Below are 15,047 nucleotides of genomic sequence, written 5' to 3'. Positions count from 1 at the left end.
AGATTCGGCACCTGGTTGACCGAGGTGCCGCGGACTTGGCGCACCGCCTCGGCGATGCCGTTCATGCCGTGGATGTAGGCCTCCCCCAGCTGCCCGCCGTGCGTGTTGAGCGGCAGCCGCCCGCCGACTTCCAGCGCCCCCGGTTCAGCGATGAAGTCCTTGGCGTCACCGCGCCCGCAGAAGCCGAGTTCTTCGAGCTGCATGAGCGTGTACGGCGTGAAGTGGTCGTAGAGGATGGCAGCGTCCATGTCGTCGGGGGTCGTCCCGGACTGCTCCCAGAGCTGACGTCCGACCAGACCCATCTCCGGCAGTCCGGCAAGCTCGTCGCGGTAGTAGCTGGTCATGATGTACTGGTCGGTCCCGCTGCCCGACGCGGCTCCCGCGATCACCGCGGGCGGGTGCGGCAGATCCTTGGCCCGTTCCGCGGAGACGATGACCAGCGCGACGCCGCCATCGGACTCCTGGCAGCAGTCCAGCAGATGCAGCGGCTCGGCGATGTAGCGCGAGTTCTGGTGATCGTCGAGAGTGATCGGCTTGCCGTAGAAGAAGGCGTTCGGGTTGTTCGCGGCGTGCTTGCGGTCGACGACGGCGATCCGGCCGAAGTCCTCGCTCGTCGCGCCGTACTCGTGCATATAGCGCTGGGCGACCATCGCGACGAACGCGGCCGGCGTCGACAGTCCGTGCGGGTAGGAGAACGCGTTGTCCGTGCCAGAGGACGTCGCCTGCATCGCGACGTCCGCGCTGACCTGACCGAAGCGGTTGCCCGAACGTTCGTTGAAGGCGCGGTAGGCGACGACGACGTCGCAGACGCCCGTGGCCACGGCCATCGCCGCCTGCTGCACGGTCGAGCACGCGGCTCCGCCTCCGTAGTGGATGCGCGAGAAGTAGTTCAGCTCGCCGATCCCCGTCGCGCGAGCGACGGCGACCTCCATGTTGGTGTCCATGGTGAAAGTGACCAAACCGTCGACGTCCGCCGGAGTCAATCCGGCGTCGGCGATGGCCGCGGTGACCGCCTCGGCGGCCAGGCGCAGTTCGGTCCGGCCGGAGTCCTTGGAGAAGTCGGTGGCGCCAATTCCCGCGATGGCCGCGGTTCCCGACAGACTCATCGCTGCACTCCTTCGGATTCCAGCGTCACCGTCGAGATGACGTGCTTGCCGAGGCTGTTGGTACCGGTGACCGAAACCGTCGTCTCGTTCCCGATTTGTCCGGTTATCTCGCCGGTGAATGTCAGCGTGTCATAGGCGTACCACGGCACGCCGAGCTTCAGGGCAATCGACGTGATTCGAGCACTCGGTCCGGCCCAATCGGTGACGAACCGCTCGACCAGACCGGTGTCGGTGAGGATGTTGACGAAGATGTCCTTGGAGCCGCGTTGCTGAGCAAGGTCGCGGTCGTGGTGAACGTCCTGGAAATCCCGCGTCGCAAGTGCCGTCGAGACGACGAACGTCGGCGTCGCCTCGACCGTCAGCTCCGGAAGCTGGGCACGGTCGGCGGGATTCTGGGCACGCTCGGCATTTGGGTGGTCGAGTGCCGACGAGGCGCTAGCCGAGTCGGCGTATCGAGACCCCCGCTCGGCATTTGGGTGGTCGAGTGACCGCGACGAAGGAGCGGTCGTATCGAGACCGGGCGACTCGTCGTCGGCGGGAACCCACGCATAGTTCGACCACCCGCCCGGAGACCGATCGTCGGCCGGGAAGTCGAGGAACTCGACTCGCACCGGCATGCCGATCGCGACCTCGCCGGGGTCGACGTCGCGCAGCTCGCCGAGCATGCGGACACCCTCCTCCAGTTCGACGAGGGCGACGACGAACGGCAGCGTCCGGCCGGGAACCCGCGGCGCGTGGTGGACGACGAAGCTGTAGACGGTTCCGCGGCCCGAGGCGACCACGTAGTCGGTCGTGCCGTAGACGCCGTCGTCATCTCGGGTGGTCCACGTCGCCGGGATCGGCGGATGCTGAAGGCCTCCACTGGGCAGCTTCTGGATGCGCAACTCGTGCGCGGCGACACCATCCCAGAAGAAGGCGGTGTCTCCGGACGCCTGGGGGCGGATCAGCTTCGCCGGATCGAGCGCACCGGGTGCCGGCGCCTTCTGCACGGCCGTGCCCGGCTTGAACTTGAGGATCCGGAAGTCCATTTCGGCGACGACTTCGTCGCCGACGCGCCACGTGTTGTGCGTGGTGAAGAACCACCCCTCGCCCAGCGCGGTCTGCTTCGGCCCGACGACGTCGATCAGCTCGGACGACAGCGACACCTCCTCGCCCGGCCGCAGGTAGCGGTGGTACACCGAGTCGCAGTTGGTCGCGACCACCGACGTGTAGCCCGCTTCGTCGAACAGCTCGGTGGCGCGGCCGAGTGGATCGTCGTCGCTGCGCTCCCCGTGCAGGCCGCGCATCGTCCACACCTGCGCCATCGCCGGGGGCGCGACGATCCCGTCGTGCCCGGCCGCACGCGCGGCCTGCTCGTCGACGTAGATCGGGTTGTCGTCGCCCATCGCCTCGACCCAGTTGTGGATCATCGGCGAGTTGACCGGATCGCGACCGGCCTTGGGCGCACTCGGCCCCGCATCCTTGATGCGCTGCGCGGCGGCCAGGATGCCGTCTTGCGCGGCGCGAAGCTCTTCCGTCCCGGTGCTCATGGTCCCTTTCCTATTGGCGCGGTGCTCGTGGGAGACCGAGTCCGGCGGTGGCGATCATGTCGCGCATGACTTCGTTGACCCCGCCGCCGAAGGTGATGACGACGTTGCGCTTGGCCTGCACATCGAGCCAGTCGACAAGCTCGGCGGTGGCCGGATCGGTGAAATCGCCGTGGCGGCCGAGGATGTCGTCGGCCATCCGCATGATCGTCTGGATACGTTCCGTGGCGAACACCTTGGTGGCGGCGGCATCGGCCATCGAGATGGCCTCCCCCGTCGACGCCACCTGCCAGTTGAGCAACTCGTTGATCCGCGCGTAGGCGTCGATCTGCGCGAGCGCGCGCCGCACGTCGGGAAGGTCGGCGATCGGCGCGTTCGCGTCGCTGCCGCTACCGGGCCGCTGGGCCCATCGGTGCAGCCGGGCGGCGATTCCTTCGATCCGCCCGGCCGGGCCGAGCATGACGCGTTCGTGGTTGAGCTGGGTGGTGATGAGCTTCCAACCGCCACCCTCTTCGCCGACCCGCATCGACACGGGAACTTTCACATCGGTGTAGTAGGTGGCGTTGACGTGGTGCGCACCGTCGGCGGTGATGATCGGTGTCCAGGAGTACCCCGGGTCGGAGGTGTCGACGATGAGGATCGAGATCCCCTTGTGCTTGGGCGCGTCCGGATCGGTGCGCACGGCCAGCCAGACGTAGTCGGCGTCGTGCCCGCCGGTGGTGAAGATCTTCTGCCCGTTGACGATGTAGTGGTCGCCCTCGCGGACGGCCGTGGTGGTCAGAGACGCGAGGTCTGTGCCGGCGTCGGGCTCGGTGTAGCCGATGGCGAAGTGCACGTCGCCGGCGAGAATCGCGGGAAGGAACTTCTCCTTCTGCTCGTCGGTGCCGTGTTCCTGCAGAGTCGGCCCGACGGTCTGCAGCGTGACGGCGGGCAGCGGCACGTCGGCACGCACGGCCTCGTTGGTGAAGATCTGCTGTTCGATCTCGCCGAAGCCCTTGCCGCCGAACTCTTTCGGCCAGCCGACGCCCAGCCAGCCGTCGGAGCCCATCTGCTTGACGACCTTGCGCAGCGTCGCGCCGTGACGCTCGGTGAGCAGGGTCTGCTCGTCGTCGGGGTCGACGAGGCTCTCGAAGTAGGCGCGCACCTCGTTCTTCAGCGCCCGTTGCTCGGGGGTGAGGTCGATGAACATGCCGTCCGCGGGCCGCAGCTCACTCGTCGGCAGGCCGGCGGCACGTTCGGTCGCGTCGGCGAGTTCGTCGAGGGTGCCCGATCCGCCGACCAGGCGGGCCAGATCCTTGGCGATGGAGAAGTAGCGGTGCAGCGGGTAGGTGACGTCGACGCCGATGCCGCCGTGCAGGTGGGTCATCGTGCGCAGCGTCGCGGGGACCTCGGCGGCGACCCAGTAGGAGCCGATGGCGATGTCGGACTCGGCGTCGAGGCCGTTGGCCAGGCGCCAGGCCGCCGCGGTGGTGACCAGGCTCAGCGAGCGGCCGATGACGTAAATGTCGGCGAGCTGCTGGCCGACCGCCTGGAACAGCGCGATCGGCTTGCCGAACTGGTTGCGCGTGCTGACGTGTGTGGCCGTCATCGCGGTGGCCCCGTCGACGAGCCCGTCGGCGTAGGCGCTCAGCACGAAGCGGTAGTAGTCGAGCAACTCGCGCGCCGAGATCGGCAGTACGTCGCCGGCGACGTCGGTGAACGTCACGGTCGACTCGCTCCACCCGCTGGAGGAGGGAGTGCGCTTGATGTCGATACCGGCCTTATCGGCGGGGACCCACACGACGACGTCCTTCTCGCCGTCGCGCGCGGTCACCAGGAATGCGTGGGCGCCGGGCGCGCACAGCACGCCGGATTTGGTGCCCGACAGCTTGCCGCCGGAGAGCTTGGTCGCCGGCTCGTCCAGAAGCGAGGCGCCGGTCTCCCGGGCCGCGATCGCCAGCCACGCGCCGGACGCGACGGGCGCCAGCCGCTGCGCCTGGTCTTCGTAGCCCCCGAGGGCCAGCGTCGCGGTGAGGGTGCCGAGCGCCGGGGTGACCGCCGAGGCCTTGCCCATCCGGCGCAGCAGCGGCAGCACCGCCGTCGCGTCGAGATCGTCGCCGCCGACCGCTTCGGGCAGCGGGAGCGCGAGCAGGCCCGCGTCGACGAGTGCCTGCCAGGTCGTACGGTCGAATCCGTCGTCGCCGGCGAACATCTCGGCCGGGTCCGAGGCGGTTCGGGTGAACACATCCTCGGCCACATCTGCCACTGCGACGGCCGCCGCGTCGAGACTGAAGTCCACGTCGCCTCTCTCCGAAATAAGAACCTGTTCCGACCCAATGTAATGGGTCTACGTCTTGAATACTAGAACACGTTCTATTTCCTTCGCGGGCCGGTTTGCCCGATAGCGCGATCGGTTGGTGCTCCGACCGCGCCGGGGGCTCCCAATGGTTCAATGCAGAGATGAGCGAGAACCGGATCGAGATCCCGTCGGGCGATGTGACCATCGTCGGCGACCGCTTCGGCGACCCCGGCGATCCGCCGGTGGTGTTCCTCCACGGCGGCGGTCAGACCCGCCATTCGTGGGCGAGTTCGGCGCGCGACCTCGCCGATGCCGGTTGGTCCACGCTGACGGTCGACCTGCGCGGCCACGGCGACAGCGGCTGGTCGCCGGACGGCCTCTACGGCCTCGGCCGGTTCGCCGACGACGTGGTGTCGATCGCCGAATTCCTGGGCCGGCCACCGGTACTCGTCGGGGCGTCGCTCGGCGGCAACGCCGCGTTGTCCGCGCTCGGCGAGGATGTCGAACTGGCCCGCGGCCTGGTCCTCGTCGACGTCTCGCCGTTCGTGCAGCGGTCGGGTACCGACCGCGTCCGCGCGTTCATGGCCGAGCACGCCGAGACCGGGTTCGCGTCGCTCGAGGAGGCCGCCGATGCGGTGGCCGCCTACCAACCGCACCGCAAGCGCCCGAAGAATCTCGACGGGTTGCGCAAGAACCTTCGTGAACGCGACGGCCGCTGGTATTGGCATTGGGACCCGGCGTTCCTGAAAGGTGTGTCCGACGACGCGGTGCAGCGCGACCGTCACCTCGACCCGGTTCACCTCGGTGCGGCGGCGGCATCGCTGCGAATCCCGACGCTGCTGGTGCGCGGAGGCGAATCCGACGTCATCAGCGTGGCCGACTCGGCCCGTTTCCTGCGCGTCGTCCCGCACGCGGAGTTCGCCAGCGTCGGCGGCGCTCATCACATGGTGGCCGGCGACGACAACGCCGTCTTCGAAGACGTCCTCGCCGACTTCCTCGACCGTCGCATCCGGTCGCGGCTGGAGGTGCTGGCAGCGGCTAGCGGTTAGCCGCAGTCCGGACATACCCGCAGGTCGAAGATCATTCGGATAGAGTGATCGGGTTCCTGCCAACGAAGGGGAGAACGTGACCGAACTACTGAAGGCAGATGCGGACGCGTTGCGGCGCGCAGGTCAAGAATTGTCTGCTCATGCGAACAAAATACAGGCAATTGGGTGTCCAATACCACCTACAATGCCGGGATCTCCGGTAGAATCTGCTACGCAACACTGCGAGCGCGAAATCCGTCAAGCGTACGCATTCATGGGCGCCAGCATTAGTCGCCTGGGAAACCGAATCACTACGGGCGCCGCGACATACGAAACCGTCGACAAAGTCTTTGCAGACAGCCTCAAGTTCTACCAATCAGGACGATGATGGCAACGATATCCCACGTGCGCAGGTGCAATCCCGATTCTATGATCACGTATGGCCGCGAGATCGAAAAAGGTAACCGATCATTTTCCACCGAGGTCAACGGCATGAAGTCAACCGTTGATCGCGCAATGATGAACTGGCAAGGCAATGCAGCAACTGCAGCGTCAGGACGTGCCTGGAGTGAGCACGTATCTGCGACGAAAATCGACGACTCAGTTGCTCGACTCGCTACACAATACCAAAAATGGGGGAAGATCCTATCTGCAATTAAGGATCCTCTTATTAATCTGGTCGACTCGGTTCCCGCCAGTGGAATGTCAGTCTCCGATAGTGGAGTTGTAACCGCCCCACGAGTCCCGCCGATAGACGGCGAGGGCGGTGAGGTAAAACGACAACTTCAACAACAGAAACTTGACAACGTTGCGGCGGGACTCACTCAACGAATTCAGTCTCTGCTGAAGAAGTTCGGTGAGGGAGAAACGAATGCAGCTTCGGAATTGCAGGGTCCCACAACAGATCTTCGGAGCAGCAATCCCAATTCAGGAAAACCGCCAATCGGCGTACAGAGCGATGAGGAGCGCGGCACACGGCCGTCTATTGACAATCTCGGGCGCCGCGCTCCCGACCTCCGCACTGACGAAGAAAAGAACCAGGAATCTGCAGGTGTTCCCGGCAGGGAACGTGGCGTGGTAACCCTCTCAGTACCGCCTATTCCCGCACCGCCTGGCTTCAAAGCAGGTCCGTCGACCCGTCAGCCGGTCGCCATAGACCCCAACCTGCCAGGTAACACTCGGTACTCGAACAAACTGACCGGAGCTGGCCAATCCGATCGGACCGGGCTAACAGAAGATATTCGATATCAAACGAGGATAGTCGGAGCGATTCCTGTCGAGCAGATTCCGGTCGTAGGCGAGGACGGAAAGACTTACATCGGGATCCGATGGGAATATCAGTATGAGGTGAAACGATCGGTTACTATAGAGCACGGCGTCGATGGATCCCCCAGGGGGCACCCAATGCAGTATCCCGTTACTTTCGGAAAGTGGGAATCAGCTTCTCCCGGCCGTGTTGAGCGACTACAGAAAATGGGAGTCCCCTTTGCTAGTGGATAGTAGTGAGGAAAGGTATGTTACACGGTAAGAACCGGCTGGTGATTGTAGGCGCACTGACCTTGGCGCTACTTGTCACAGCAGTGTCGCTCGTGGTGTATTGCGCTCTGGACGACGATCATCACGAACCATACGCTATTCCGGGCGTGGAGACCTACGACGAGCATCGTTTCACTATCAAGCAGACACAGGATTTCGCAAGTAGCCTGCCGGAAAGAGAATACTTCGCTCGATATATCGTAGATAAGGACGAGATGGACTACTACATGATGTATATTCGAGAAAATGTCCAAGAAGCAGCTGCTGCTGGTGGATGCCTTGCACTGGGAAAGGGGCGCGACAAAGAAGGGCGAGTCAGGACTTATCTGGTTGCATACAAGGATCCGGCGAAGTGTCCTAAGTAGAACTCAACGAGAAGTAGGCAGAGAGGAGACCAGCCATGGATCGCCCAGATATCGAGACCTTTGGACGAAAAGTTCAGCAGGCCCAACATGATCTCGACCGGCTTCGTGGCAAGGGAAGATCCGGAGATGTCCATGTGACGGTCGATGCAGCGGGAAAGCTCTTGTCGGTCAGTGCCGCCGACGAGGTCGACATCATCGCAGCATACGAGGATGCCGTGGCCTCCATCACCGACCAAGTCGAGGCGGCAACCCGCGCAGTGAGAGAGGATCCGCTCTCCCAGACGATTAGTTCACTGGTTGACGCCAGTAACGCAGTCAAGCAAGCTGCTCGCGTCGAGCAGGAGGATACTGACGGCCTCGCCTATGAAGCCATGCGCCGCGATCCCCTCGGTTGGCGGCGGCAACGGTAGGAGGTCCGCCGGGTCAGTCGTCAACGCGGCTGCAGGCGGTACTGGCTGTCGACCCCACCGTCGCGACGAGACTGCGCGACCAAACTAGGCAGCGGCACGGCACCGAGCAGCTCACCCGACGGGGTTCCAAGTTGTCCGTCGACCCCGACCTCGCACCAGAACTCCGCGCATCGCTGCCCGCCAGTCCACCCGGTTCCTAACTCGGCGGCGAATCCGACCTCGACAGTACGGCTGGGACAGCACCGGTGTACGTCCACCGGCAGCACCCGGTAGTCGTACTTCTCGCATTTCTGCCTGGTCGGCCGGCTTCAACGGATGAACACCCGCCGCCGCAGCGCCACGCGACCTATCATGGCCCAAATGCGACTGACCAAGACAGTGGTGGCGGCCACCGCGGTGTACGGTGCTCTGCTGATGGGTTGTTCCATCGACTCATCTCCAAAACTCGGAACAAGCGGGGTCCAGCACGATGTGGCGCCACTGGCGGAGCGATTCAAAGCTGTCGGAAAGCCGACCTCGGCAACGTGGATTGAAATCACGTGGTGCCCGGCGAATCTCGACCGCACAGTCCCCGGTCCTTGCGATTCCAGCGTGAACGCCATCATCGAGCTCGAGCCCGCGGTGGCTCAGTCCCTGCGCGCGAAGTATCTCAGCCACGAAGACCCATGGACGATCGATCCACTGCGTGAAATGCACACCGATCCCGACGCCCCCACCAAGTTCGCGTCGGCCAGGAACCCAGAGCTAGGCCCTGAGCTGAAGGCGAAGCTCCCACTCGGAACGTACGAGTACAGCGAAGCGCTCCACTCGGCGGTGAGATCAGGCAGAAATCTCCCCCATCTGCACACGACTAAACCCATCCTCGTCATCGGAAGATAGCTACGCAGCATCCCAGAATCCGTTCGGCTTCAACGGTCTTGAGGATCTGCATCGTCCCGCCCGCGATCGACAGGCACCGACATATCGCAGCATACGAGGCCGCTGTGGCATCCATCGCCGATCAGGTAGAGGCAGCGACTCACGCAGTGAAGGATGACCCACTGGCTCAGACGATTAGTTCGCTGGTTGACGCCAGTAACGCAGTCAAGCGGTATGTTCGCATTGTGCAGGAGGACGCTGACGAACTCGCGTGGGAAGCTATGCGCCGTGATCCGATCGGCCGCAGGCGGCAGTAGGTCTGGATGCCGAACCTCGCGCAGATGAGGCAGCGGACGCTCGCCGCAGTCGCTGTCGCGGCGTCCATCGGTCTACTTGGTGGTTGTTCGATCGGAGATCCGCCGGGAAGCTCGTCGCCGACAACGACTTGGGGTGAAGTCCACGATGACGTGCGACCGCTGAAGAAGCACTTCCCCGTCGTCGGGACTCCCGTGTCGGCAAGTTGGGTCAAGGGGTCGATCGGGCAGCCACCATCGCGGATCGAACTTCCGAGCCCTTCGTCGACAGCACTCGACGCTGTCGTCGAGCTGGAACCGGCCGTGGCGGCGAAACTGCACGACGAACTCGCGGACGCCGACCAGAGCGCGATGCCGTCGGCCGATCCCGACGTCGCTCCGGCGCTCCGATCAGCGCTTCCGGGCGGGCCGTACATCGTCGCCAAGAATAATCTCGGCTCTACCTACGGCTGGAGTGCGACCGTGTACCTGTCGAGGGATCGTCCCGTGCTCGTGCTGCACGCCTTCCTTCCCTGGGCAACCGGGTTCACCGAGTAGTCGGAGTCCCTCTGTTCATCGCACGCCGGAACTTCTCCGGCGCCGAGAGTCGACGAGACCGAAGATCGCCGTGATGACCAGGGGAAGGTGAAGGATCCCCATCCACCAGTCGGCCGGCGTGAGCACGAACCAAACGACGAGATTGACGACGCCGAACAACATGCCGACGAACGACGCGACGAACAGGGTCCGGTAATCGATGCGGTCCGGGAACAGCGCGAGCACGCCGAGGACGACCGGCGTGATCATGCAGTAGGTGACGCCGGCTCCGTTCGTCGCAACCGAGGCGAAGGATGCGGCGATGTGACCGTCGCGAATCGTGTACGGCATCGCGATGGCCAGAAGCATTGGAATCAACAGCCACAGGCGATCGCGTCGCAGATTCCCCGCCTCGATCCGGCTCCGCCCACCGATGACATCAACGGCGCACCAGAGGGCGACGATCAGTTGCAAGACCGTGTTCCCGACGAGCCAAGCACGACCGAACTCGTCGGTGTCGGCGATGTTCTGCAGCGGGGCTACGAGGATCAAGATCAGCGCGTAATAGCCGAGGAGCACCCGTGCGGACCAGCGGCGCGCGATCAGCGCCAGGCCCACGACGATCACCAAGAGCGCCTTCGCCACTTGAAGGAGCGACGGCACGCCTTCGACGTACGGATCCTGCAGAACCGCCCGCACCACGTCGGGCGTGCGCGTCGGGTCATACGAGCGCGCCACGACAGCGGGGAGGAAGAAGCACACGACCAGGAACACGCGGAGCCACGCGCGGTGACTGATGGCCGCGCGCTCATCGGACCCGCCGTTGTCCATTCACGCAGTAAAGCACCGAATCGCGACGACGGTCGGCCCGTCGCCCGTGCAAACCCGACACCACGCAACTAAATCCAACACGTTTCAGTGTTGGATTTGGTCGCGTCGTGTCGGGTTTGCGTCGGCTATCGCGGCATCCCCAGAATCCTTTCGGCCGCCGCGGTCTTGAGGATCTGCGTCGTCCCGCCGGCGATCGACAGGCATCGGTTGAGCAGGAACAGCTCGGACGCGTCGCTGGCGGCCACACCGTCGACGCCAAGAAGTCGCAGCGCGAAGTCCGGCACCGCCTGACGGTGCGTCACACCGATCAGCTTGCGCACGCTCGACGCCGCACCGGGGTCGTGGCCGGACAACCGCGCCGAGACGGCTCGGGCGTCGAGGGTGCGGCCATTGTGCGCCTCGGCGACGAGTCCACCCAGCTCGGCCAGCTCGCCGTCAGTCAGCGGACGTTTCCTGGCGCCGATCTGCTTCAGCAGCGAATCCATCTCCTTGCCGAGGCTCGATCCGCCCATGGCGACCCGTTCGTTGGCCAGGGTGGTGCGCGCCAGCCGCCAGCCGTTGTTCACCTCCCCGACGACCAGGTCGTCGGGCACGAACACGTCGTCGAGGAACACCTCGTTGAACATCGCGCGCCCGGTCAGTTCGCGCAACGGACGGATGTCGATGCCTGCCGATGCCATGTTGACGAGGAAGTAGGTGATGCCCTTGTGTTTGGGGGCGTCCGGGTCGGTGCGCGCCAGACACACCGCCCACTGCGCGTTGTGAGCTTGGCTCGTCCAGATCTTCTGCCCGGTCAGGCGCCACCCCTCCTGCCCGTCTGGCCCGGTGCCGCGGACGGCCTTGGTCCGTAGCGACGCCAGGTCGGAGCCGGCCTCGGGCTCGGAGAACAGCTGGCACCAGATGATGTCGCCCGCCAGCGTCGGTGCGACGAATCGGTCGCGCTGCGCCTCGGTGCCGTGTTCGAGGATCGTGGGGATAGCCCAGCCGGCGATGACGAGGTCGGGCCGGTGCACGTCGGCCTGATCGAGTTCGGCGTCGATGAGCAACTGCAATGCGGGGCTGGCCCCGAGCCCGTACGGCGCGGGCCAATGCGGGGCCAGGTACCCGGTCCTGGCCAGTTCGGCGCGACGCTGTTCTTCGGGCGCGGCGGCGATCTGTTCGACGGTGGCCCGCACGCCCGCACGCTGGTCTTCGACGTCGGAGAGGTCGACCGAGAACCGGCGCCGCTGTCCGTCGATCGCGGATTGGCCCAGCTGTGTGCGGTCGGAGGCGCCGTTGGCCAGCGCCGACCGCGCCGCCAGTGCCGAGCGCAGGTAGAGGTGGGCGTCGTGTTCGAAGGTGAACCCGATGCCGCCGAGGACCTGGACGCAGTCCTTGGCGTTGGCGAGCGGCAGCTCGGCGACCAGGGTGTTGCCGACGAGCGTGGCGAGCCCCGCTTGCGTGCCGAGGTCGAGGTCGTCCGCCGCGCCGGTCAACAGGTCGTCGACGGCGCCCGCCTGGTCCCACGCCGCGGCGCTCAGCTGCTCGCTGCGGCACAGCATGTCGGCCAGGATGTGCTTGATCGCCTGGAAGGACCCGATCGGCGCGTCGAACTGAGTGCGCACCTTCGCGTAGTCGACGGCGGTGTCCAAACACCACTTCGCCACACCGGACTGGTAGGCGGTGTTGGCGGCCGAGAAGATCGCGGCCGCGCGCGCGGAACGCGGCAGTTCGACGGCGGCGTCGAAATCGACCCCGCTCAGCACGATCCGCGAGCACGACATCGTGCCGTCGAGCCCGTCGCACGGCTGTGCGTCGACCGTCGCCGACCCCGGCGGCAGCAGATACCAGCGCGTCCCACGGCCAGGAAGGACCAGGTTGACCAGCAAAGCCGCTTCCGGAACCCAGCCCGTCACGACACCGAGTTCGATGCGTCCGGCCGGATTGACCGGTGGCAGGTCGCGACCGAAGCTGACGTGGTCGGCCGGTGCCACGACGGGCAGTATTCCGGCCAGGATGTCGCCGGTGAGCGCCTCGGCCCGTTCCCCCGGCGTTCGCGAGGCAGCGATCGCGGCTGCGACGGTCGGAACGATCGGCCCGGGAACGAGCCGTCGGCCGCATTCGGCGACCATCGCGGCAACGTCGGCGAACGGTGCACCCAGACCGTCACGCCCCTCATCCGCGGCCGCCGCGAAAACGCCGAGTTCGGCAAGTTCGGGCCACAGCTGACGCCACCGGTCGCCCGGCTCGTCGACTTCGGCGCGGGCCAATGCGGCCGTCTCACGGGCGGAGGCCCAATCGGCGATGGCCTCACAGACCGCGATCTGCTCGGCTGACGTGGCGATTGTCACGGAATTCCCCTGCATGTCGTATTGAAACGGGCAACTAGAACCTGTTCTAATATGCCATGTGGCCCTCATTAACTGATAGCCGCAAGCGAAAGGACCGACGAGACGATGGCACGAACCGCAACTGCCAAGGCTGATGCCGACGAGCGCGAGGTCGTGCCCGTAGACGAGGAAACGACCAGTTCCGGCGCGACCGGCGGGTCGACCGCACAGCGCGAACGACGCCGTCGCATCCTCGACGCGACGCTGGCGCTGGCCTCCAAGGGCGGCTATGACGCGGTCCAGATGCGCACGGTCGCCGAGAAGGCCGACGTCGCCGTCGGGACCCTCTACCGGTACTTCCCGTCGAAGGTGCACCTGCTGGTCACCGCGCTCTCCCGCGAGTTCGAGCGCGTCGAGGCGCGGGTGGACCGGTCCCAGCTTCCCGGGGAAACCGGGGTCGACCGCCTCCGCACCGTGCTGGACATGATCACCTTCGCGATGCAGCGCGACCCGCTGCTCACCGAGGCGATGACTCGCGCGTTCATGTTCGCCGACGCCTCCGCGACGGCCGAGGTCGACAACGTCGCCAACACCATCGACCGACTGTTCGCCGGCGCGATCGTCGGCGTCGGACGCGAGCCCGACGAGGAAGACCTCGCCATCGCCCGCGTCATCGCCGACGTGTGGATGTCGAATCTGGTCCAGTGGCTCACCCGCCGCGCGTCGGCCACCGACGTCACCAACCGGATGGAATTGACCGTCCGACTGTTGCTCAGAGGCCGCAACGACTAGTCAGGTGCCCACTCGGCGGGGGTGAGGTGCCCACTCGGCGGGGGTGAGGTGCCCACTCGGCGTGATTACCGCCGGACGCCGATATCGCGGGCGATCATCGGCCACGTGCGCTTCAGGTCGGCCTCCCAGTAACCCCAGGAGTGGGTGCCGGTCGGACGGGTGATCACCTTGGCGGGAATGCGCAGTTCGCGCATCCGCTGCGCCATTTGCTGAGTGCACAGGTTCACCGCGCTCTCGATGAGACCGCCGACCACGACCTGATTCGCCAGCGCGATCGGGTCGTCGTTCACCAGCGGGGCGCCCATCGTGTCCTGGCGGCCGGGCAGTCCGGTTCCAGTGGTCATGTACACCCTGGTGCCGCGCAGCCGCGCCGCGTTCTGGTACGGATCGTTGGCCATCCAGCCGGGACCGCCGATCGGCCCCCACATGTTCACGACGTTGCCTCGGCCGCGATCGCCGACGACCATCCGGATGTACGCCTGCCCGAGCGGGTCCGAAGTCCGCGCGCAACCGCTGTAGGCGGCCACCGACCGGTAGAGCTTCGGAGCGGCGATCGCGAGATTCAGGACCGAGGTGCCCGCCATCGAGATTCCCGCGAGGGCGTTCGCCTTCGTCGTCTTGAACTCCTTGTTGATCAGCGGCGGGAGTTCTTTGGTCAGGAACGTCTCCCACTTGTTGCGGCCCAGCACGGGGTCGTCGCGCTGCCAATCGGTGTAGTAGGAGAAGGCACCGCCGACCGGGGTGACCACGTAGACGTTCTTCGACTGGAAGAAGTGCTGGTAGTCCGTCTTCTCGGCCCACGTTGCGGAGTCTTCGCCACCGCCGGCACCGTTGAGCAGGTAGAGCACCGGCGCGGGTTTGCTCTCATCCTTCGGCTTCAGCACGGTGACCGGGATCTGCCTATTCATCGACGCCGAATAGACGACGGCGGTGACCTGACGGTCCGCACCCGGCACGACCGAGTCGATCTTCGACGGCTTCGCCACCGGCTTGATGATGAGGTCCGGATTCGCTACCTGGGGCACGGCGAGGACCAGGCCCACGCTGAGGGCGGCGATCGCCGCCGCACCGATCGCCGAGCGTGACAGCACAGCGTGGCGCGGACCCTTTCGTAGCCCCATGGCGAAACCCCTCTAATCCCATTAGTCACACTGGTAACACCCTTGAGGGTAGGAGTC

Annotated in this window: 12 protein-coding genes and 2 pseudogenes; 7 read left to right on the top strand and 7 right to left on the bottom strand. The window is 65.5% G+C overall.

What is annotated here, in order from left to right:
• From GOARA_RS17550 to GOARA_RS20665, 4 genes and pseudogenes are all read right to left on the bottom strand, one after another.
• Positions 1–1,106 (bottom strand): lipid-transfer protein (locus tag GOARA_RS17550; protein ID WP_007323779.1); only part of this gene is annotated, 1,106 nt, incomplete at its 3' end.
• A gap of 524 nt (positions 1,107–1,630) precedes the next feature.
• Positions 1,631–2,635: pseudogene (locus tag GOARA_RS17545) on the bottom strand (bifunctional MaoC family dehydratase N-terminal/OB-fold nucleic acid binding domain-containing protein); the annotation flags it as partial.
• Positions 2,636–2,645: 10 nt separating this feature from the next.
• A complete protein-coding gene (locus GOARA_RS20670; protein ID WP_040523895.1) occupies positions 2,646–3,821 on the bottom strand; it encodes an acyl-CoA dehydrogenase family protein in 1,176 nt (391 codons plus the stop codon).
• 117 nt (positions 3,822–3,938) lie between these two features.
• Positions 3,939–4,868, bottom strand: a pseudogene (locus GOARA_RS20665) (acyl-CoA dehydrogenase family protein); the annotation flags it as partial.
• A 203-nt stretch (positions 4,869–5,071) separates the two neighbouring features.
• Here GOARA_RS20665 and GOARA_RS17535 point away from each other — a divergent pair.
• From GOARA_RS17535 to GOARA_RS17515, 6 genes are all read left to right on the top strand, one after another.
• Complete coding sequence (locus tag GOARA_RS17535; protein WP_007323776.1) at positions 5,072–5,959, top strand: alpha/beta fold hydrolase; 888 nt, start codon at positions 5,072–5,074, stop codon at positions 5,957–5,959.
• 363 nt (positions 5,960–6,322) lie between these two features.
• Entirely contained in the window at positions 6,323–7,438 is a 1,116-nt protein-coding gene (locus tag GOARA_RS20025; protein ID WP_138947762.1) for a hypothetical protein, read from the top strand.
• A gap of 14 nt (positions 7,439–7,452) precedes the next feature.
• Positions 7,453–7,839: a hypothetical protein gene (locus GOARA_RS20020; RefSeq protein ID WP_007323774.1), complete on the top strand. Its 387-nt coding sequence runs from the start codon at positions 7,453–7,455 to the stop codon at positions 7,837–7,839.
• A gap of 35 nt (positions 7,840–7,874) precedes the next feature.
• The gene (locus GOARA_RS17530) at positions 7,875–8,249 is read left to right on the top strand and encodes a YbaB/EbfC family nucleoid-associated protein (RefSeq protein WP_007323773.1); all 375 of its coding nucleotides are present in this window, start codon (positions 7,875–7,877) and stop codon (positions 8,247–8,249) included.
• A 360-nt stretch (positions 8,250–8,609) separates the two neighbouring features.
• Positions 8,610–9,128 carry a hypothetical protein gene (locus GOARA_RS20015; RefSeq protein ID WP_138947761.1) on the top strand — a complete coding sequence of 173 codons (519 nt, stop codon included), beginning with the start codon at positions 8,610–8,612 and terminating at the stop codon, positions 9,126–9,128.
• 446 nt (positions 9,129–9,574) lie between these two features.
• Entirely contained in the window at positions 9,575–9,958 is a 384-nt protein-coding gene (locus tag GOARA_RS17515; protein WP_050947343.1) for a hypothetical protein, read from the top strand.
• A 15-nt stretch (positions 9,959–9,973) separates the two neighbouring features.
• Here the strand turns inward: GOARA_RS17515 and GOARA_RS17510 are convergent, their stop codons facing one another.
• Both GOARA_RS17510 and GOARA_RS17505 read right to left on the bottom strand, forming a co-directional pair.
• Positions 9,974–10,768, bottom strand: coding sequence for a hypothetical protein (locus tag GOARA_RS17510; protein ID WP_007323769.1), 795 nt, complete (start codon positions 10,766–10,768; stop codon positions 9,974–9,976).
• Positions 10,769–10,893: 125 nt separating this feature from the next.
• Positions 10,894–13,098 carry an acyl-CoA dehydrogenase family protein gene (locus tag GOARA_RS17505; RefSeq protein ID WP_040523893.1) on the bottom strand — a complete coding sequence of 735 codons (2,205 nt, stop codon included), beginning with the start codon at positions 13,096–13,098 and terminating at the stop codon, positions 10,894–10,896.
• 105 nt (positions 13,099–13,203) lie between these two features.
• On the opposite strand from GOARA_RS17505, the gene kstR reads away from it, so the two are divergent.
• On the top strand, positions 13,204–13,869 hold the full coding sequence (gene kstR, locus GOARA_RS17500; RefSeq protein WP_007323767.1) for a cholesterol catabolism transcriptional regulator KstR: 666 nt from the start codon (positions 13,204–13,206) through the stop codon (positions 13,867–13,869).
• A 65-nt stretch (positions 13,870–13,934) separates the two neighbouring features.
• On the opposite strand, the gene GOARA_RS17495 is transcribed toward kstR, so the two are convergent.
• Positions 13,935–14,990: an alpha/beta hydrolase gene (locus tag GOARA_RS17495; RefSeq protein WP_007323766.1), complete on the bottom strand. Its 1,056-nt coding sequence runs from the start codon at positions 14,988–14,990 to the stop codon at positions 13,935–13,937.
• Positions 14,991–15,047: the final 57 nt, after the last annotated feature.

The organism is Gordonia araii NBRC 100433 (assembly GCF_000241265.1).
In the GTDB taxonomy this organism is placed as follows: domain Bacteria; phylum Actinomycetota; class Actinomycetes; order Mycobacteriales; family Mycobacteriaceae; genus Gordonia; species Gordonia araii.
The sequence above is the reverse complement of the archived record's forward strand: the minus strand, read 5'-3'. Positions and strand labels throughout refer to the sequence as shown.

Bases quoted from the DNA above. Each gene is read 5' to 3' on its own strand.
- GOARA_RS20670 (WP_040523895.1), bottom strand. From the start codon at position 3,821: ATGTTCATCGACCTCACCCCCGAGCAACGGGCGCTGAAGAACGAGGTG.
- GOARA_RS17535 (WP_007323776.1), top strand. From the start codon at position 5,072: ATGAGCGAGAACCGGATCGAGATCCCGTCGGGCGATGTGACCATCGTC.
- GOARA_RS20025 (WP_138947762.1), top strand. From the start codon at position 6,323: ATGATGGCAACGATATCCCACGTGCGCAGGTGCAATCCCGATTCTATG.
- GOARA_RS20020 (WP_007323774.1), top strand. From the start codon at position 7,453: ATGTTACACGGTAAGAACCGGCTGGTGATTGTAGGCGCACTGACCTTG.
- GOARA_RS17530 (WP_007323773.1), top strand. From the start codon at position 7,875: ATGGATCGCCCAGATATCGAGACCTTTGGACGAAAAGTTCAGCAGGCC.
- GOARA_RS20015 (WP_138947761.1), top strand. From the start codon at position 8,610: ATGCGACTGACCAAGACAGTGGTGGCGGCCACCGCGGTGTACGGTGCT.
- GOARA_RS17510 (WP_007323769.1), bottom strand. From the start codon at position 10,768: ATGGACAACGGCGGGTCCGATGAGCGCGCGGCCATCAGTCACCGCGCG.
- kstR (WP_007323767.1), top strand. From the start codon at position 13,204: ATGGCACGAACCGCAACTGCCAAGGCTGATGCCGACGAGCGCGAGGTC.
- GOARA_RS17495 (WP_007323766.1), bottom strand. From the start codon at position 14,990: ATGGGGCTACGAAAGGGTCCGCGCCACGCTGTGCTGTCACGCTCGGCG.